The sequence below is a fragment of the Staphylococcus sp. GDY8P126P genome, assembly GCF_017891965.1.
In the GTDB taxonomy this organism is placed as follows: domain Bacteria; phylum Bacillota; class Bacilli; order Staphylococcales; family Staphylococcaceae; genus Staphylococcus; species Staphylococcus saprophyticus.
In genome coordinates this window covers 13,443-30,913 of the sequence record NZ_JAESKG010000019.1, presented here as the reverse complement: position 1 = coordinate 30,913, position 17,471 = coordinate 13,443, and the positions used below count along the sequence as shown (strand labels likewise).

23 protein-coding genes and 1 riboswitch are annotated in these 17,471 nt (G+C 32.1%); of the genes, 12 read left to right on the top strand and 11 right to left on the bottom strand.

Translation table 11 applies throughout. From position 1 onward, the window contains the following. Positions 1-220 precede the first annotated feature (220 nt). Entirely contained in the window at positions 221-841 is a 621-nt protein-coding gene (locus tag KA893_RS12575; protein WP_069821888.1) for an NDxxF motif lipoprotein, read from the top strand. A gap of 310 nt (positions 842-1,151) precedes the next feature. Continuing rightward, positions 1,152-1,367: a hypothetical protein gene (locus KA893_RS12570; protein WP_011303933.1), complete on the top strand. Its 216-nt coding sequence runs from the start codon at positions 1,152-1,154 to the stop codon at positions 1,365-1,367. A gap of 46 nt (positions 1,368-1,413) precedes the next feature. Here KA893_RS12570 and KA893_RS12565 read toward each other — a convergent pair whose 3' ends face one another. Next, on the bottom strand, positions 1,414-1,992 hold the full coding sequence (locus KA893_RS12565) for a histidine phosphatase family protein (protein ID WP_069821889.1): 579 nt from the start codon (positions 1,990-1,992) through the stop codon (positions 1,414-1,416). Between the two features lie 139 nt (positions 1,993-2,131). Here KA893_RS12565 and KA893_RS12560 point away from each other — a divergent pair, with 139 nt between their 5' ends. Both KA893_RS12560 and KA893_RS12555 read left to right on the top strand, forming a co-directional pair. Further along, positions 2,132-2,497 carry a magnetosome magnetite crystal formation protein family gene (locus KA893_RS12560; RefSeq protein ID WP_037539136.1) on the top strand — a complete coding sequence of 122 codons (366 nt, stop codon included), beginning with the start codon at positions 2,132-2,134 and terminating at the stop codon, positions 2,495-2,497. A gap of 103 nt (positions 2,498-2,600) precedes the next feature. Further along, positions 2,601-2,933 (top strand): DUF4889 domain-containing protein, encoded by a 333-nt coding sequence (locus KA893_RS12555; protein ID WP_041079841.1) that lies wholly within the window; start codon positions 2,601-2,603, stop codon positions 2,931-2,933. A 366-nt stretch (positions 2,934-3,299) separates the two neighbouring features. Here KA893_RS12555 and KA893_RS12550 read toward each other — a convergent pair whose 3' ends face one another. From KA893_RS12550 to KA893_RS12535, 4 genes are all read right to left on the bottom strand, one after another. Beyond that, on the bottom strand, positions 3,300-4,631 hold the full coding sequence (locus KA893_RS12550; protein WP_069821890.1) for a PepSY-associated TM helix domain-containing protein: 1,332 nt from the start codon (positions 4,629-4,631) through the stop codon (positions 3,300-3,302). 212 nt (positions 4,632-4,843) lie between these two features. Beyond that, complete coding sequence (locus KA893_RS12545; protein ID WP_069821891.1) at positions 4,844-5,470, bottom strand: LysE family translocator; 627 nt, start codon at positions 5,468-5,470, stop codon at positions 4,844-4,846. Between the two features lie 379 nt (positions 5,471-5,849). After that, on the bottom strand, positions 5,850-6,164 hold the full coding sequence (locus KA893_RS12540; RefSeq protein ID WP_047505262.1) for a DMT family transporter: 315 nt from the start codon (positions 6,162-6,164) through the stop codon (positions 5,850-5,852). Beyond that, positions 6,164-6,490, bottom strand: coding sequence for a DMT family transporter (locus tag KA893_RS12535; protein ID WP_037539141.1), 327 nt, complete (start codon positions 6,488-6,490; stop codon positions 6,164-6,166). Before KA893_RS12535 ends, KA893_RS12540 begins: the two co-directional genes overlap by 1 nt. 52 nt (positions 6,491-6,542) lie before the next feature. After that, positions 6,543-6,642, bottom strand: a riboswitch (guanidine-I (ykkC/yxkD leader). A 293-nt stretch (positions 6,643-6,935) separates the two neighbouring features. Here KA893_RS12535 and KA893_RS12530 point away from each other — a divergent pair. Continuing rightward, positions 6,936-7,160, top strand: a complete 225-nt coding sequence (locus KA893_RS12530) for a hypothetical protein (RefSeq protein WP_011303942.1) — start codon at positions 6,936-6,938, stop codon at positions 7,158-7,160. 41 nt (positions 7,161-7,201) lie between these two features. On the opposite strand, the gene KA893_RS12525 is transcribed toward KA893_RS12530, so the two are convergent. Then, positions 7,202-7,621: a GNAT family N-acetyltransferase gene (locus KA893_RS12525; RefSeq protein WP_069821894.1), complete on the bottom strand. Its 420-nt coding sequence runs from the start codon at positions 7,619-7,621 to the stop codon at positions 7,202-7,204. Positions 7,622-7,927: 306 nt separating this feature from the next. Between KA893_RS12525 and KA893_RS12520 the strand changes: the two genes are divergently transcribed. After that, positions 7,928-8,107 (top strand): hypothetical protein, encoded by a 180-nt coding sequence (locus KA893_RS12520; RefSeq protein ID WP_069821895.1) that lies wholly within the window; start codon positions 7,928-7,930, stop codon positions 8,105-8,107. 79 nt (positions 8,108-8,186) lie between these two features. Here the strand turns inward: KA893_RS12520 and merA are convergent, their stop codons facing one another. The 3 genes from merA to KA893_RS12505 all read right to left on the bottom strand — a co-directional run bounded on the left by merA (position 8,187) and on the right by KA893_RS12505 (position 10,517). After that, on the bottom strand, positions 8,187-9,509 hold the full coding sequence (merA, locus tag KA893_RS12515) for a hypothiocyanous acid reductase MerA (protein WP_037539143.1): 1,323 nt from the start codon (positions 9,507-9,509) through the stop codon (positions 8,187-8,189). Next, positions 9,496-9,930: a redox-sensitive transcriptional regulator HypR gene (gene hypR / locus KA893_RS12510; RefSeq protein ID WP_069821896.1), complete on the bottom strand. Its 435-nt coding sequence runs from the start codon at positions 9,928-9,930 to the stop codon at positions 9,496-9,498. Before hypR ends, merA begins: the two co-directional genes overlap by 14 nt. Before the next feature lie 188 nt (positions 9,931-10,118). Then, positions 10,119-10,517, bottom strand: a complete 399-nt coding sequence (locus KA893_RS12505) for an SRPBCC domain-containing protein (protein ID WP_309543877.1) — start codon at positions 10,515-10,517, stop codon at positions 10,119-10,121. Between the two features lie 173 nt (positions 10,518-10,690). Here KA893_RS12505 and KA893_RS12500 point away from each other — a divergent pair, with 173 nt between their 5' ends. From KA893_RS12500 to KA893_RS12490, 3 genes are all read left to right on the top strand, one after another. After that, positions 10,691-11,065, top strand: coding sequence for a VOC family protein (locus KA893_RS12500; protein WP_069821897.1), 375 nt, complete (start codon positions 10,691-10,693; stop codon positions 11,063-11,065). A gap of 366 nt (positions 11,066-11,431) precedes the next feature. Next, positions 11,432-12,178 carry a poly-gamma-glutamate hydrolase family protein gene (locus tag KA893_RS12495; RefSeq protein WP_194376074.1) on the top strand — a complete coding sequence of 249 codons (747 nt, stop codon included), beginning with the start codon at positions 11,432-11,434 and terminating at the stop codon, positions 12,176-12,178. Between the two features lie 139 nt (positions 12,179-12,317). Continuing rightward, positions 12,318-13,622 carry a TrkH family potassium uptake protein gene (locus tag KA893_RS12490; RefSeq protein ID WP_069821899.1) on the top strand — a complete coding sequence of 435 codons (1,305 nt, stop codon included), beginning with the start codon at positions 12,318-12,320 and terminating at the stop codon, positions 13,620-13,622. Between the two features lie 44 nt (positions 13,623-13,666). Here the strand turns inward: KA893_RS12490 and KA893_RS12485 are convergent, their stop codons facing one another. Continuing rightward, positions 13,667-14,074 (bottom strand): carboxymuconolactone decarboxylase family protein, encoded by a 408-nt coding sequence (locus tag KA893_RS12485; RefSeq protein WP_041079835.1) that lies wholly within the window; start codon positions 14,072-14,074, stop codon positions 13,667-13,669. Between the two features lie 110 nt (positions 14,075-14,184). Between KA893_RS12485 and KA893_RS12480 the strand changes: the two genes are divergently transcribed. The 3 genes from KA893_RS12480 to KA893_RS12470 all read left to right on the top strand — a co-directional run bounded on the left by KA893_RS12480 (position 14,185) and on the right by KA893_RS12470 (position 16,001). Beyond that, entirely contained in the window at positions 14,185-14,595 is a 411-nt protein-coding gene (locus KA893_RS12480; RefSeq protein WP_041079834.1) for an Lrp/AsnC family transcriptional regulator, read from the top strand. 458 nt (positions 14,596-15,053) lie between these two features. Continuing rightward, a complete protein-coding gene (locus tag KA893_RS12475) occupies positions 15,054-15,563 on the top strand; it encodes a hypothetical protein (RefSeq protein WP_037539146.1) in 510 nt (169 codons plus the stop codon). A gap of 24 nt (positions 15,564-15,587) precedes the next feature. Continuing rightward, entirely contained in the window at positions 15,588-16,001 is a 414-nt protein-coding gene (locus KA893_RS12470) for a GNAT family N-acetyltransferase (RefSeq protein ID WP_069821900.1), read from the top strand. A 71-nt stretch (positions 16,002-16,072) separates the two neighbouring features. Here the strand turns inward: KA893_RS12470 and KA893_RS12465 are convergent, their stop codons facing one another. After that, positions 16,073-17,371, bottom strand: coding sequence for a peptidoglycan recognition protein family protein (locus KA893_RS12465; RefSeq protein WP_041079831.1), 1,299 nt, complete (start codon positions 17,369-17,371; stop codon positions 16,073-16,075). Positions 17,372-17,471 lie beyond the last annotated feature (100 nt).

Sequence of the window (17,471 nt, the reverse complement as noted above, 5' to 3'; positions counted from 1 at the left end):
ACATTTTATTATGAAAATCTAATGAATATTTTTAAAATTACTAAGTTCATCTCTTTTCTTTTATATTTTGTTCAAAAGATTGTGCGTTTTATTATTTAATACATCATTCAAATAAATAGCACTACATGATACGCTTAAGTTATAATTTTTAAGAACGTGTTTATACATTCATTAGTTTGTTATATACGTATGATTATTTTTAAAGGAGCAGTTTTTATTTATGAAAAAAAGTATATTACTCTCATTAGTCTTAGTGCTAACTGTGATACTCGCAGCATGTTCAAATGATGAATCCGATGATGACAAAGGTTATAGTGGAAAAAACGCACCTAAAAATGTTAAAACAATTACTGAACAAGACATCTTTAATTCAGACAAAAGTGGCGAAACACTAAGCAAAGCAGAAGCTAATAAAGCAATTAAAAAATATCTAGATGTGAACTCAGATATTATAGACAATAAGTATCTAATCCAATACCAATTAGATAAGCAAACAGGTACAGATACAAAGATTACCGATAAACAAGCAAAACGTTTATCCGAACTATCACATAACTCAGTTAAAAATGATGTGCGTTTCAAAAAGTTCGTAAAAAACAACAAATTCCCAGATGGGTATGAAGAAAACCTCGATCGAATCGTTAATTACTTTACAGCCTTAAATAGCACAATCAAAAATGCTGACGAAGACATTGAGCAATTAGATTACCAGCCACAAAACAAACTTAATGTTGCAGATGTACCAACAAAATATGCTGGAGATGTTAACGGGAAACAACAAGATAAAATCAAAAAATTCTTAAAAGATAAAGGTATTAAATCTGACGCCGTCGACAAATAAGTGACAAACTTATAGTTTAGATATGTTTTCCAACTCTGTCGCTACTTATGTATTTACAAAATATTCGGTTAAGTTACAAAGAGATTACATGTCACCTTTTCATATTTATAAAGGGCTCAAGCCTATTTATATCCATATTAACCATAGTCTATGACTTATTTCTGTAAAAAACCTTACTTAATTGTAAGGTTTTTTAATATGATATCCCTTTTTTTCACAAAGTAACATTTGTTATGCTTATTTATAAGTTAAAGAACAAATGAATCGAAGCTCAGCCACTCAAGTAATAATTTTAAGGAGGAACACCTTTATGATATTAACAATTTTAATAGGTGCCATGGCTGCTATCTTCATAGCTTTTAATCTCTTTGAGAAGAAAGAAAAATATGGCGTTGTTTCTTATAAAACAATCGCACTTAGTGTAACTTACGTCATACTTGCCGTAATTGTCGGAAGTTTTTTAGACAATTTCAACACGCTATTCCAAGGATTTCATGATAGCTTAACAGCGGCTAAAAGATATTAACCTGAACCGACGACGATGTCGTAGTTCAGGTTTTTTATGTTAATGGCTATTTTTCTAGTTCATAAGGTACACAGTTTTCAATTTTTCTATCAATCACTGTAGCTTCCAAATCATATCCTAAATATACGAAGCAACAACGTATAACAACTTGATGTGCTACGATAGCAATGGAATCGAGTGAATCATCAATTTCATTTTCAAAAAATTGTTTAACACGTTCCATAACATCTGCATAACTTTCTCCCTCTGGCGCCTTTTGCGTAAAACTGTGACGAAATTCAAGATAATTTTGATCTTCAAAATAGCGCGTATAAGATGGATTTTGTTCCACCGCTTCAACCATTTTACCTTCGAAAATACCAAGCGAACGCTCTCTTAACAAAGGGGTCACGCTTGCCGGAATCGATTTATCAAATATCGCATTATAAGTTTGACGTGTCCGTAATAAATCAGAAATATAAATATGATCTATTGCTTTTTTGTCAAAATAGCTCTGTAATAATTGAGCTGACCATGTGCCTCTCTCAGTAAGTGGTACATCTAATTGTCCACAGAAATAATTTTTCCCTTGTTTCTTATCATAATTTGATTGTGACTCACCATGTCTTACCAAATATATTTTCATATTAACCATCCTCTCTTTTTGTATGCATATGCGCATGATTACCATAATCAATCGGATTAACTAACAATACTGTCATGTTAAGCTTTTACTCTATATTTTTTGAAACTACCTTGTTAGTATACTAAATGAGGTGATACAAATGAATGACAGAGTTATACAAAACAGTACACAAGGAGAACGCGTTCTCGCAGCACTGAGTTATTTTAGTATCTTTTTTGCACCAATCATATTACCTATTTTTATATGGATTTTTGCTGATAGACCTACTTCTAGCCACGCAGCTAAATCGTTAGCTTATCATATTATAACGTATATTGGACCGATACTTTTAATTCTCAGCATTGGATTTGGTGGCGTCTTAATCAATAATACTTCTACCATTACCAGTGTGATAATGATTACAGTGGCAATTATTTTATTCGTCATAACCGTTTGGTATACGATCAAAAATATTTATCGTGGTGTCAGAGTATTGATCTCTGAACACGCTTATTTCCATCCCTAAACTGAATAGCAATTTATTTTTTGACAAAATTAGCAACATTTTAAAAGGTTATATACGAATTTACTTTAATCCTTTATGCTTAACATAAAAGGAGACAGAGTATATGAATAAAAAATTAACAATTTCTATCATTAGTATTTTAGTCATTATTGGTGTCGTCTTCACCATCTTTATGATTACATCGAGTCAAAAGAGCACATATTATGGCTATATGTCAGATAGTACAACTGCTGAAAAAGTAGTCAGTGAAAAAGATGGTCTCGTGACTAAAAACGTTAAAATAGACAATAAAAATGACGATTTCAAACCTAAAAAAGGTGACTTTGTTAAATTAGTTTCTAAAGATGACGGCAAAACATTCTATAAACAAGAAGTTGTAAAACACGACGATATTCCACATGGTTTAATGATGAAAATACATGAAATGGAAATGTAATCTATACATTTAATGTGATTACTACACAAAAAGCAGGGAGGCTCATAGAGACCTTCCTGCTTTTTGAATGTAGACAAATTCTGCGCAAGTATATGCGCGGAGTTTATCTATTTTAATTATTAGTCTTATTTTTAATACAGAATGAGAGTGGGGCAGAAATCAAATTTTCTAATAGAGTTCTCGTAGGCTCACCTATGCAATCAAGTCAATATTTTATTGACAGTGATTTATGTCGACTCCTGTGGGAAGAGCACTAGCCAAAGACTACAGGCTAAGGCAGTGCCGCGGAAAGTGTGCATAAAAAAACTGCCAACAAAGTCGGAGACTTTGTCGACAGTCTGAAAGCAGTAAAATTCCGTTCGTGCACTATCGATTCTTTTTATCCTTAAAATAAAGCAATAGCTCTATTAAGAAAACGATAATAAGAGAAAAACCAAATAATGGCATCAATATCCCTAATATAACCAGTATGATAACCAATGGAATAGACATTGGCTTTTTAACTCTTTTTGGTATTTTAATTTGCGTTGCTTTCATTTTCTTAATCCAAGACGTTAGACCCAGTCCAACCGCAGCAAGTAATGCGATACATACAAGCAAGTTAATCACTTTATTGGCAATACCGAACAAATGACCTTCATGCAGAGGAATACCCCATGTAAACCATTTACCAATTATGCCGTACTCTTGATATTTCACCTTACCTAAATCTTTACCATTATATTGATCTATATATAACGTCTGTTCATGGTAAGGTGACACGTCTAAGCCTGTCACACCTGTATTACTACCTTTCGAAACTGTAAATGCCGCTTCTTCACTCGTTGGATAAACAATTGAAAATGGCTTCGTAATGCCATCTTTTTGTGCTTCTGCAACAACTTTATCAATCGAAATTTGTTTTTTAATATCTGTTCTTGGCATTTCACCACTACCATGATGCGCAGATCCGCTCTCAGACTCTGGTTGCTTATTTTTACGTGTTGCCCAAGGTATTTCATTCACATCTGATTTAGGTGGATTAACTGCCAATTCTGACTGTCCCAACTCTCCAGAATTATCCATAACACTCGCAATTTTAGCCCCCATAAATCCAGACCATGGCAAGCCAGTCAATACAAGCACAAACACCGGTATGGCAATGATAATCCCAAGTGTAGCATGCCATTTTTGGAATCTTAATCGCTTACTTTTATTTGTAATTAATTTTTTCTTAATTAACATATACGTTCCAGACAATATCATGAAAATAGTCCAACACGCTGTCAGTTCTACCAAGTAATTAATAAAAGTATTTTCAGTAAATAATGAGCTATGTATATTTCGTACAACGTTCGCATACGTATGTTTTGCATTTTGATCAGCAACAATTTGATTATTTTGATCTAGAAAAACATAACGTTGGTTCCCTGCCATATCATCTAATGTAATTCTACTATTATAAGGCTCTTCTAAAATACTAACTTTACTTATGTAAAAACCATCAAATTTATCTTCTACTTGATCAACTGCCTGATTAAGTGATTGATGTTCTTTTACAGGACTATCACCGAAAAATTCTGTCTTATAAATATTATTTTCTACTTCTTGGAAAAACAGAAACCCAATGCCCGAAATTGTTAACGTAATCAGTAGCGGCGTAATAAATAACGCTGCATAGAAATGAAGCCTCTGTAATGGATTAAATATATTTTTCAAAAGTTTATTCCCCCTCTCTCTTTTAATATTATAAATAACTAACAAGATTATTATGGAGATAAATTGTGAATATTTCAAAAGAGTTTTACAAACAATTATCTACAATTTAAATTATTTTGTTTATTTATGACTATGGTAACTTGTAATTTAAAATGGGATAAAATAAAACGTCCAACACATCAAGTAATGTCTCAGACGTTCATACATGCTATTTAACTACTTTTACTCAATAGCAGATTAAGTGATAAGCCAATCAATATTGCGCCAACCCTATAATCAAAAATTGCTTTTATTTTTCTATTCGTAAACAATAGCTTAATATATTGAAAAATATAAACACAGAAAATAAACCAGAGCAAAATAACTGTGGTCACAATTGCAGTTAATATAGCAATTTGAGATGTAACAGCTTCACCAGTACTTAAAAATTGCGGCAATATACTGATATAATAAAGTAATGCTTTGGGATTTAAAATCGTACTAAAAAAACCTTGTCTATATGAACTTAAATAAGTAATACGCTGTGCTTTCATCTGAGATGTTGAAAAGTTCATACTTTGTCTTGCACTGATGATACTTCTAATTCCTAGATATATAAGATATATAGCACCTAAAATCTTAATTGTCACAAAGACATAATACATATTAGCCAGTATAAAAATAATACCGAACACAGCTAACAGTGAATAAACTACATGACCTGACGTAATACCTAAGGCTGCCATAGCGCCATTACCTTTTCCTGAGGTAATCGAATTTTTCATTACGACAAAGAAATCCGGCCCCGGAACAATAATAATCATTAATGTTATGATAATAAATGCTGCCAAACCTTCCATAGACTACACCCCACCTTTGTACTTCATGGTATCAGTTACCAAATATCCCCGCAGTATCGTAATTAACAGTTTTTTATTTTAACTCATATGATTTGAGGAAAAATGAATGCTTATGTGACAATATTACATTTTTATTGAAGCCTGATTACTAGATATGATATATTAAAGGTGTAGTTGGAAACCGACTACTAGTCTTTTATATTCATGAACATATTACTCTTAAGGCGACACGGATGTGTCGTCTTTTTTTATATAAACGTACATTGTCTACACTGCAATACTGTGTTTCGATATTCATCACGTCCTATATAAACTTGAAAATTGAATAATCCCTCATCACATTTTTGACCGTATAATATTTACCAAATTGTCCTTCACTTTAACTCACTAATTTTAAACCAATCGTACTTCCCAATATCACTAAAATACATACTACTCTTTTAATATCCTTAGATTCATTATAAAAGATCATCCCAAGAATTGCGCCACCTACTGCACCAATACCTGTCCAGATTGCGTACGCTGTGCTCATCGGAAGGTACATCATTGCGGTAGATAATGCCATGAAACTCACAGCAAAAAAGAAAATGAGTCCCATTGCATCTCGTTTTTGACGATGATGCACATATGCATTTAAAAAATTTATACCTAACATTTCAAAGACACCTGCAAAAACTAATAAGATCCATGCCATTATGCTTCTCCTCCTTTATTTGTAGTTACTAATTTCAGGCTAATGACACCTGCAAGTAAAATGACAATTAACATTATTTTCATAACATTAAACGGTTCGCCAAAAAACAAGAAATCAAACAACGTAACCCATGTTGTTCCGAGACCTACAAACACGGCATACGCTGTGCCTACAGGCAGAACCTTTGAAGCATCTACTAATAAATAAAAGCTTACAAATATAGCAATCATCGTAAACAGCCATTCCCACCAAGATGACGCATGGGTTAAACCAATCACCCATCCTACTTCAAAAAATGTTGCGATAATAATTTTGATCCAATTCATTCCTATGTCCTCCTTTAAAATAAAAAAAGCCCGGGAGATAGTGTTAATTACTATCTCCCAGGCTTTTATCCTTCCGTGTCACATAAAAATATGTGGCTTTCTCTCGGACCAGACCAAAGTAATCACCTTGCGGAACCCTAGAAAGCTTTATTCGATTAATTATATCGTAGCAAATTACACTAACGATTACAAGCATGCTCATTCATTTCATCCAGTTTAAATTATTTATTATTAAGAAAAGGCTTAAGCATGCGTTTACATGTGAAATTTTACAAATTTCCAAGATTTTTTAAGTCAAAACCCTCTACATTTTATAAATTTTAATGTATAATCAGTTATAGATTGTAATTATTATAATCTAGATAAAGATGAGTTGAAATTTATTCTCATTTACATCAATCAATACTTCATATGTATTGAAATATAATATAAGCGAGGGATAACGATGCAGTTACTAAATTATAAAATGCACAATGATGAACTAATCGCTACTGTACTTTCCGACAAAAAGCAATTATTTAAATATACGTTTGATGTTACGACGCCAGAATATGAAATATTAGATGTCCTTGAAGAAATAAATCACTATGTAGACAATGGACAACACCCACTTGGTTGTTCTTTACTTAAAAATTATGCCTACGAGGACGTGAGTCACAATCTTTTATAATCTTCTTTACACAACAAAAAGATGAGTATATCTGTTATGAATTAAACAGTATACTCATCTTTTAATTTTGCATTATTATAAATAGCCATTCCAGCTTTTAATTTTCGAAATCCAAGCGCTTCGTAAAATGATTCATTCCCAGTAGTTGCGATAAGATGAATACAAGAAAGTTCCCCTAAATAATTAACCATTTCTTGAACAATTTTATTGCCAACGCCTTTAGATTGATAAGTGGTATCTACTACAACATCATAAATCGCGGCATTAAACACACCATCTGACATCGCTCTAGCGAAACCAATCACTTGTCCCTCTCTTTTTGCAATCACGACATGTGTCGCAGTATTAAATAGTGTAATCACTTCTTCTTGATTATGGCCATTCCAATGGTTCCCATGATAAATGCGCACTATTTCATCTATATCATTCATATCAAATTGATACTCATATTTTATATCCATTTAGCACACCTTCCAAAATAATTTTCAATATTTATAAACCACATCGTTCTTTATATATGAATTATTAAATAATATATATTTTAACATGAATCTTTAAAAATTAATGGATGTCATAGCAATCTATTGATTTTAATACATATTAACTAATTTCATTATTACGTATAACGCTGATCATGATGTATAAATAGAAATATACATTGTACACGTTAATTATTAGCGACTGACGGGTAAATATATATTAAACGGGGCGATAACATTGTCACGCAACGCAATCAATACTGAATATTTATTAGGAGGCGACTTATCATGTGGATTGGTTCAATCATACTCATCATTGTCGGTATTGTGTTACTCATCCTAAATCAGCAGACTTCTAAAAAGGAAGGCGTAAGCAAAAAACAAAGTTATATTAGTATCGGCATTGTTTGTATCATTATTGGTGCTTTTTACCTTATCGGACAGATTATTAAAGCCTTGGTTAGTTAAAGTCATATAAAAAAGCTCGGGGCTATGATGAGACCCGAGCTTTTTAACTTCCTATATTGAACGTTGAGTGTAAATTTATTTACATATTAAATAAATCGTTAAATGACTCTACCATCGTTGGGTGTGTATAAATGTTTGTATTCAATACTTTATATGATAATTTTTGATCAATGGCTAATTTTATTAAATTAATAATTTCTTCAGATTCTTTACCATATAGCGTCACGCCTAAGATGGTTTCGCTATCTTTATCAACCACTGCTTTAAATAAACCTCTTGGATCATTGTTTACTTTGTGTCTAGGGATTGTATTAACTGGAACCGTATTTTCCATAATATGATAACCTTGTGCTTTGGCTTCTTTACCAGTTAAACCAACACGTGCTAATGGCGGATCAATAAATACCGTATATGGCACAGCGCCACGATTTTCAGTAGAACGTTCACCATTACCAAACAATTGATCTTTCACGATTCTAAAGTCATCTAATGAAATATATGTGAACTGCATACCACCTTTAACGTCGCCTAATGCATAAACGTTTGCTGCAGTTGTTTGGAGGTGTTCATTTACTTTAATTTCACCATGTTCACCCAATTCAATATCTGTATTTTCAAGATTTAAATCTGTATTGGGTTTGCGACCAGTAGCTAATAGTACAGCATCCGCTTCGTATGTGCCATCTGTCGTATGAACAAGTGTACCTGCTTCAACATCTTCAAATCTTTCTGTATTCGCGTTTAATACGATATCGACTTGTTTATCTGCTAAGTCTTTTTTAACTTCTTTAACGATATCTTCGTCTTCTCTCGGCATGATATCATCGCCACGTTCTAGGACAGTGACTTGTGTACCAAAATTGGCAAACATAGATGCAAATTCTAATGCAATATAGCCACCACCAACAATAACTAATTTTTTAGGTTGGAAATCTAGATTCATAATACCTGTAGAATCATATAAATGTTTTGAACTTTCTACACCATTAATCGGTGGAATAACTGATTTTGCACCTGTATTAATGACTACATGCTCTGCAGATAATGTTTCTACCACATCACCTTGATCATTTAATAAATTGACTTCGCGATTCGATTTAAATTTAGCTGTGTAATCTAATACATCAATATTGTCTTCATCTGCTAAATTATGATAGTTCTTGCTATTTAATGCATTAACAACATCTGTTTTTCTTGAAAATGCTCGGTCAAACGAACCATGGTCTAAGCCTTCATGTACAAGTGTTTTAGAAGGAATACAACCGATATTAATACAAGTACCACCATACATCTCTTGAGATTTTTCAACGACAGCTACTTTTTTACCTTGTGCTGAAGCAAATTTCGCTAGTGTTTTACCACCTTTACCAAATCCTATAATCACTAAATCATACTGTTTCATGAGAATCCTCCTTTAATACTTCGTTTAATACGTCTTGGATAGTTACACTTTTATAATAATCAATTAGTAAGGCTTGCTCTCTTTTATGAAAATTAGACATTGTATGACCTATTTCCCTGGAAATTTCACAGTCACTACCTTCATCACCTGTAAACAATCGTCCATCCGATCTTTCTTCACTAAATGCAACAAATAATTCAGCGAGATTCACTTTCTTTGTTTGATCATTCGCTTGATACCCCCCGTATTTACCACGGCTTGCGTCCAAGTACTGTTGATTATTCAATTTTCTCGTGACTCTTCTTAACTGTACAGGATTAACACAAATGCGTTCTGCTAATTCACTACTACTATACCGTTCATCCGGATGTTTCACTAAAAACGTCAGAAGATGCACAGCAATATTAAACTCTAAATTCATGAACATCACCTTTTTAATTGTAACTTTTATAATTACATTAAGACATATGCCGTTTATTTTGAAAAGTATTTTGCTTATATTTTTGTACTCCCTCTTTTTTAACATTTATAAAAAAAGAGCGAGATTGTCATCTAATTAATTTAGATCTCTGTTTCTCGCTCAATCACTTTCACTATAAAATGGCTGCTCTAATGGTAACGCCATGCTCTAAGTAGGCTTTCAAAACAACTGAGCATATAAACCCAGCCTTCTTTTTGACCTAATAATTGCTTCACATCTTGCATGTCGAAGTCTTTTTCAGTTGTTGTTACAACAGTGCCCGCTTCACCCTCTTCAAATTGAATGGTTACAGGATGTGCACCCCAAGTAAATGCTATTAACTGGTTGTCCTCCACCCGCTCAATGTTGATATTTAACTCAGCATCATATTCTTCATAACGGAGTGTAATGGCTTTACCTTGTTCCCATCTTTCAGAACTAGAAGAGAACCAGAATCCTCCAATTTTCTCTGGATCTACAAATGCTTCAAAAACAGTTTCTCTTGGTACATCAACTTGCATTTTTGTTATGATATCTATCCCAACCACGTCCTTCCTATTTGTATAATATGAATTTTACATATGTTTGACATAATTTGCACTTAGCATGATATTTTATGACGATTTAACTTCACTTAGTTTGAACAGTTAAATATTTTGTATTACCTGTTTTATTTTATATACTTAAATTTAAGTAATACAAAAATTATGGGGGCGATATAATGATTCAAAGATTAGATGAAGTAATGATTTATGTTTATGATCATGATAAAGCAATTACTTTTTGGACTAAAAATTTAGATTTCAAAGTAGTAGAAGATACTGAAGAAATGCAAATGCGTGTGGTTAAATTAGCACCCAATGACGATGCGCAAACTGCTATTGTTCTACAAGACAAAGCTAAAGTAGATGAAATGGATATGGGCGTTAGCACTGATACACCCTCTTTGATTTTTGCTACTACACAATTCGATGAACTATTTAATCGTCTAAAAGATAGCCAAGTAACTGTTGGCGACATTATGACATTACCTATGGGACGCGTTTTTAATTTTGCTGATGAAGAAAACAACTATTTTGCAGTAAAAGAAGTTTAGATTCCAACATAGTTTGAGCCGTTCTATTTTATTTGTCATTGATATTGATAATGGGCTAACTGTCTATCATTCATCACTTTATTACCAAAGTAACAAGATTGTAATAAATATATGACACGATTAATGTTTGATTTCTGGGAGTGGGACAGAAATCAAATTTTCTAATAGAGATTTCGTAGTCCCACCCCGGCAAGGATGACTAGGATTGAAATGTTTACCTGAGCTAAAGCTCATGCATAAGTCTCACTAACTTAATGAATTAATCAGTGAGACTTTACATTTTCAATTCAGTCATCTACTGCCTAAATGAAAAAGAGCCTGTGACATCTATTTCTGTCTCAGGCTCATGCTTAACAAGGGAGTATTATGAAAAACGCATTCCATTCTTATTTATATTATTTAATCATGTTGATTATTGTGGGAATTATTCTGGCGACACTTTATTTCTTATATGTTTGGAAAAATGACCAACCACAAAATCAAGATCATTATAAAAATTTCACTGAACTTAAATCAGATACTAAAGAACATCGTGATTGGCAAACAAATGCCAAAACAACAAATAACAAAGATATACTCGTTACAGCGATTCATGGAGGAGGCATTGAGCCTGGCACTTCAGAATTAGCTAAACTTATTTCTAAAAAAGGTGATTATAATTTATATAGTTTTGAAGGTTTAATGAAATCAAATAATCAAAAATTACATATTACCTCAACCCGTTTTGATGACCCCAAACTAATTAAATTAACGAATCAATCAAATGAATCGATTTCGATACACGGTATACAAGAACAGAAGAAAGTTGTCTATATCGGTGGTAAAGATAAAGCTATGGCCAAATCAATTACTAACGAACTCGAAAAAGAAGCATTTAATGTTGAAAAGAGCCCCAACTATGTTAATGGAGATTCCAGTAAAAATATCATCAATAAAAATGAGACGGGCTCGGGCGTTCAATTAGAAATCTCAACTCAGTATCGTAAATCTTTTTTTGATCATGGGCGTCTCGATAGAAAAACACGTGAAAATCCCAATGATTATAAACAATCAATATACGATTTTGCTGAAGCTGTAACAAAAGGTATTAAGGAACAAACAAATAAAAATTAATAGGCAACTTAACCAGAATCGTTAAAACTATATGACGATTCTGGTTTTTTAAATTCAAAAAGTTTTCTAAAAAATTTACTTGCTTTTTTAAAGTATAGGTATAAAATACAATTGATTAAAAGAGTAAAGGAAATGAATCATGAAACAATTAACTAAGCCTTTATACTTTTACCTATTACTTTTTATTACAACAACACTGATTGGCGCGTTACTATTATATTTGCCAATCACAGGTAAACATCCTATTGATTTTGTGGACGCCTTTTTTATAGCTGCTAGTGCATTTACGGTAACTGGGTTAGCTACTATAGATGTCTCTACCCAATTCAATTGGTTGGGCGATACGATTATCATGTCACTCATACAAATCGGTGGATTAGGGATCGTCACTGTGACACTTTTAACCTTTATATTAATCAATAAGCGAATTAGTAATAAAAGTCGCTACCTCGTCATGGCAATGTGGAACATTGATACGCCTGGGGGCATAATCCGCTTAATCTTACAATTTGTTTTGTATAGTTTGGTAACTGAACTTGTAGGTGCGTTATGTATTGCGTTATCCTTTATTCCAAAGTATGGCTTAGGACAAGGGGTGTTTTTAAGTATATTCACTTCTGTGTCTGCTTTTAATAATGCTGGTTTTGCACTTTTCAAAGATAACCTAATCAGTACGGTTAACGACCCTATTATCACTATAACCGTGCCCTTATTAATTATTATGGGTGGCATAGGTCCACTTGTATTTCTTGATTTAGTAACAACACAAAAATTAACTAAACTTAAATTACATTCCAAAATCGTTTTGAGTACAACTTTCATATTAATCATCGTCGGTAGCATTTCGTTTTTCATTTTAGAATATCCATTCACATTAAATCATTTATCTTTGATTGAAAAAATTGGAGCTTCATTTTTTCAATCCGTCACAACACGTACTGCTGGATTTAATACCGTTGATATCGGACAAATTTCCACACCTACATCAATGATGATGATGTTATTTATGTTTATCGGTGGTGCACCCATCAGTTCTGCTGGTGGTATCAAAGTAACCAGCTTAGTTCTGACGCTATTATTTATAAAAAGTACATTAAGAAACGAGAGCCATCCAGCTATATTTAAAAAATCTATACCTGAACGTACACTTAAAATTGCTGTTACCATCACGCTTTTAGCAACTATCTTTGTATTAAGTATATCGTTTATTGTGAGTGTGCTAAATCCACATACATCCTATACGACCGTATTATTTGAAGTGATTTCAGCGTTCGGCACTGTAGGGTTAAGCATGAATTTCACAACTGACTATAGTACTGTAACTAAAATCATTATTATTGCAACGATGCTTATTGGTAAAATTGGTATCCTCACTTTTGTACAATTATTTATTAGTGAAAAGAAACAATTATTCCATTATGCAAAAGACAATGTACAGTTATAAACAAGCACATATCCAATTCAATTGGACATGTGCTTGTTTTTAATTTATACCTCTAGCTTCATTATTGCGCCGAAATATTGCTGACATGTTGTAAACGTTATAAAAGCAATAAGTTCACTCATTTCTGCTTCAGTCAAATGGTCGTTTAAAGTCTGTAAAATATAATCAGGAATCTCCGTTCCTAGTTTCATATAAACATCAACAAAACCAAGACATATCATAGATTTTTCATCAGTAAATTTTCCCGATGGTTGCCCTTTTGCTTTACAATACGCGCATCCGTGATTTTGAGCAAGCATGCTTCTTATTTCTTCTTTTAAATCGCTAGACAGTTGGTTATCTGTTTCTAGAGATTCACTTAAATTACTCCAACTTAACATGATATCTTTGTTATATCCAAGCAACTTTTGAAAAGGCGTAGTACCATTTTCCGATAATTGAATTAATGCCATTATAATCACTCCTTGATTATCCATTATTTTATGGCATTATTAACTATATTAAAATGCTATTTTTTAAGTAAAAATAGTTAAATGCTTTATTATTTAAGGAGTTTTTATAAATGGACTTAACAAATAGAAAAATCTTACAAAGTTTAAATGAAGATAGTAGCAGATCATTAAGCGATATTAGTGAAATTACAAATCTTTCCATCCCCGCTGTTCGTGAACGCATTAATAAATTAAAAGATTCAGGAATTATAAAGAACTATACCATTGATATTGATTACAGTGCTTTAGGCTATGATATAGATATCATCATTGAAATCGTTATTAAAAACAATTTATATAAAGATTTCAAAACCTTTATTGCAGAACAGAGCCACGTCGCATTTTGTTATCGTATATCAGGAGATAGCTGCTTTTTATTTAAAGCAAGATTTAAAACCATGCAAGATGTAGAAACGTTTATAGATATTTTGCAAAAATATGGCCATACAAAAACACATTTTATATTTTCAGAAACGGTTTGATATCAAACGTTCCTTCTTTCAGCTACTATTTTTAGAACTACTGATTCATTTAATGAAAATTAGTAGTTCTTATGCTTGGATTTTTTACAAAACAAGCATTTTTAATTTATATCTAAATCTTACCTTCAGTCTAATCAAGTTCCTCTATTTTCTCTTTTTTGAATCTTTACTCAAATTGTATTTTCTATTCATGATACCTACCGATATGCTTATCAATATAAAAATGATATAGAATATTAATCCATATCCCTTATATGCTGAAAAACCAAAATATACGTATACCATAATAGTTATACAAATTATCGATGCTATATACAATAAGCAATAAAAATTATTAAAATACTTCATTTGCATCACCTAATTCTTTTAATATATTTACATTTTGTCACATTTTCCATCTTATTCACAAATAAATATAGTACAATATTAATAATTACTTATACTAAGGAGAATCTCAAATGAAAAAATTACTATTTTTATTATTATCTTGTTTTTTGGTCTTAGCAGCATGTAGTCATTCTGAAGAAAAACATTCGAAAAATACGAAAGAAAGCCATTCAGATAAATCACAAAAAACAAAAAGTAATAAAAAAATTGAAAATAAAGATCAACCAAGTAACCAATCTAAAACAGAAGATGCTAATAGTGATGAGCAACCTTCTTCAGAACCTGCATCAACACAAAATGAACAAAATGAAGTAGCTGTGTCAACAGAAGAACCAAGTAATGAAATTCCATCCAATGTAACACCAGATACTGCAGAAGATAATCAAGTGCAACAACCTACTCAAACTAAACAACAAATCGACTTAAATAGTATGCCAGCGACTGATTTTTCAACAGATCGCATGTCTGAGGAAGCACAACAACAAATCCAAGATTTAACAAAACAAAAAGACTTCGAGGGATTGCCTCAAGAAGAGTACAATGACAAAGTTTCAGAAATTATGAATAATGAAATGAACTAATATCGAAACAGGAGTGACAATCTTATGCACTTTTCAACAGATTCAAACATACCGTTAAATCAATTAGTTAATTTATATAATGATGTTGGATGGTCTAACTATACTACTAATCCAACCAAACTAAAGGAAGCTATCATTAATTCCTTACATGTACTTTCACTATGGGAAAATGAAAAGCTTATCGGGCTTATTCGAACCGTGGGTGATGGTGTTTCTATAATTTATATTCAAGACATACTGATATTAAAACCATTTCAAAATAAAGGACTAGGTAGTCAACTTTTAACTACTATATTGAATAAATATCAAAATGTGATGCAAGTTGTTCTTTTAACGGATAACACTGATAAAACAAGACATTTTTATGAAAAATACGGTTTATTTTCAAATGATAAATATCATACTGTTGCATTTATGCTATTTAGACATACGCTTTAAGATCTTTATATAAATTAAAAGAGACACTTCACTATTGTAATTTAACAATTAAATGAAGTGTCTTTATTAATCTATTTCATTTTCAGTATTTGACCGACTTTAATACTATTGGAATTCAATTTGTTATCTGCTTTAATTTTATCTACAGTAGTCTTTTGATTTTTAGCAATACTGTATAATGTATCACCTTTTTTTACGGTATATGTTTTAACTAAATACAGTGTTTGACCTTTACTAATGCTATCAGATTTAAGATTATTCCACTTTTTAATATTATCTACACTGACGCCACTTCTTTTTGAAATATTATATAACGTGTCACCAGTGACAACTGTATGAGTATCGCCGGATATGTCGCCATTATTACTTGGTGCTTTCAACTTTAATGTCTGACCAACTGATAAGGAATTACTCTTCAAGTTATTCCATTTTTTAATATTATCAATCGTTACACCACTTCTTTTAGAAATACTATACAATGTATCGCCTTTAACCACTTTATAAGTCGCACCTGTAATAGCGTCATTGTTCCCACCCGAGAGTACTTTATAATGTTTTTGAACTAAACTGTAAAACTGATTCATATTGTATCCCCATTGACTAAAATAACCAACTGGATCAGAGTGATCTGTGCCGCCCCAATATTGGCTGATGGCATTGTGACTAATAATTGTGCCTGTTCCTTGATTATTATCTGCAAGTGACGGTGTTAAACCATTTTCTTTTAACATTTTTGCAGCTAAGTATGCCTGATTATTAACAGATTTAGCAAAACCATCAAACGTATTAGATCGTGTTAATTCAATTTGATAAAAATACGGATTGGCATTTGCACCAGCACCCCATGCTAAATAGTTACTCGGCGCAGTTTGAATAATTTTATCACTGCTTGCATAGGCATGCACGAACGCACTATTGTAATTGTTGTACATGTAGTTCACTTCACCATCAATCGTACTGCTTGGATTGGCCGTTTCATGAATAACTACGCCTATAAATTTTCCAGACTTATAATTATATTTAGGTAAATTATTCATTCTAGCATCTTGGACGATTTGGGCTGGCTTTATATTATTATTTGCAATATATGTATTGACGTCTTGGTATGCTCTATTCGCAAACGTACGTGCTTCAACAGTATTATGTTCTGCTACTTTATTATGTAATTTTAAATCTTCTGGTGTTAATTGGTCCTTCAGCGCTTGTGGGCTCATCTTTTGAGCTTTTTCAAAATTAATCGGTTTACTTGTATTCTCTTTTTCATTTTTTTCTGTTGTTTGCTTATGATTGCCTTCTTGCGCTTGTGCGACTGTTGTACTTAAAATTAAACTCGTTGCCAATACTACTGACAAACTCAACCTATATTTCATAAAATATCTCCTTTGTTTTGACCATAGCCATATTAGAAGTGCCACTGTATATTCAAACACCTATATTTTTATTTTATAATATTATTCAAACATTCACAAA

Coding starts and splice junctions, on each gene's coding strand:
- KA893_RS12575 (WP_069821888.1), top strand. CDS start 221: ATGAAAAAAAGTATATTACTCTCATTAGTCTTAGTGCTAACTGTGATA.
- KA893_RS12570 (WP_011303933.1), top strand. CDS start 1,152: ATGATATTAACAATTTTAATAGGTGCCATGGCTGCTATCTTCATAGCT.
- KA893_RS12565 (WP_069821889.1), bottom strand. CDS start 1,992: ATGAAAATATATTTGGTAAGACATGGTGAGTCACAATCAAATTATGAT.
- KA893_RS12560 (WP_037539136.1), top strand. CDS start 2,132: ATGAATGACAGAGTTATACAAAACAGTACACAAGGAGAACGCGTTCTC.
- KA893_RS12555 (WP_041079841.1), top strand. CDS start 2,601: ATGAATAAAAAATTAACAATTTCTATCATTAGTATTTTAGTCATTATT.
- KA893_RS12545 (WP_069821891.1), bottom strand. CDS start 5,470: ATGGAAGGTTTGGCAGCATTTATTATCATAACATTAATGATTATTATT.
- KA893_RS12540 (WP_047505262.1), bottom strand. CDS start 6,164: ATGGCATGGATCTTATTAGTTTTTGCAGGTGTCTTTGAAATGTTAGGT.
- KA893_RS12535 (WP_037539141.1), bottom strand. CDS start 6,490: ATGAATTGGATCAAAATTATTATCGCAACATTTTTTGAAGTAGGATGG.
- KA893_RS12530 (WP_011303942.1), top strand. CDS start 6,936: ATGCAGTTACTAAATTATAAAATGCACAATGATGAACTAATCGCTACT.
- KA893_RS12525 (WP_069821894.1), bottom strand. CDS start 7,621: ATGGATATAAAATATGAGTATCAATTTGATATGAATGATATAGATGAA.
- KA893_RS12520 (WP_069821895.1), top strand. CDS start 7,928: ATGTGGATTGGTTCAATCATACTCATCATTGTCGGTATTGTGTTACTC.
- merA (WP_037539143.1), bottom strand. CDS start 9,509: ATGAAACAGTATGATTTAGTGATTATAGGATTTGGTAAAGGTGGTAAA.
- hypR (WP_069821896.1), bottom strand. CDS start 9,930: ATGAATTTAGAGTTTAATATTGCTGTGCATCTTCTGACGTTTTTAGTG.
- KA893_RS12500 (WP_069821897.1), top strand. CDS start 10,691: ATGATTCAAAGATTAGATGAAGTAATGATTTATGTTTATGATCATGAT.
- KA893_RS12495 (WP_194376074.1), top strand. CDS start 11,432: ATGAAAAACGCATTCCATTCTTATTTATATTATTTAATCATGTTGATT.
- KA893_RS12490 (WP_069821899.1), top strand. CDS start 12,318: ATGAAACAATTAACTAAGCCTTTATACTTTTACCTATTACTTTTTATT.
- KA893_RS12485 (WP_041079835.1), bottom strand. CDS start 14,074: ATGGCATTAATTCAATTATCGGAAAATGGTACTACGCCTTTTCAAAAG.
- KA893_RS12480 (WP_041079834.1), top strand. CDS start 14,185: ATGGACTTAACAAATAGAAAAATCTTACAAAGTTTAAATGAAGATAGT.
- KA893_RS12475 (WP_037539146.1), top strand. CDS start 15,054: ATGAAAAAATTACTATTTTTATTATTATCTTGTTTTTTGGTCTTAGCA.
- KA893_RS12470 (WP_069821900.1), top strand. CDS start 15,588: ATGCACTTTTCAACAGATTCAAACATACCGTTAAATCAATTAGTTAAT.
- KA893_RS12465 (WP_041079831.1), bottom strand. CDS start 17,371: ATGAAATATAGGTTGAGTTTGTCAGTAGTATTGGCAACGAGTTTAATT.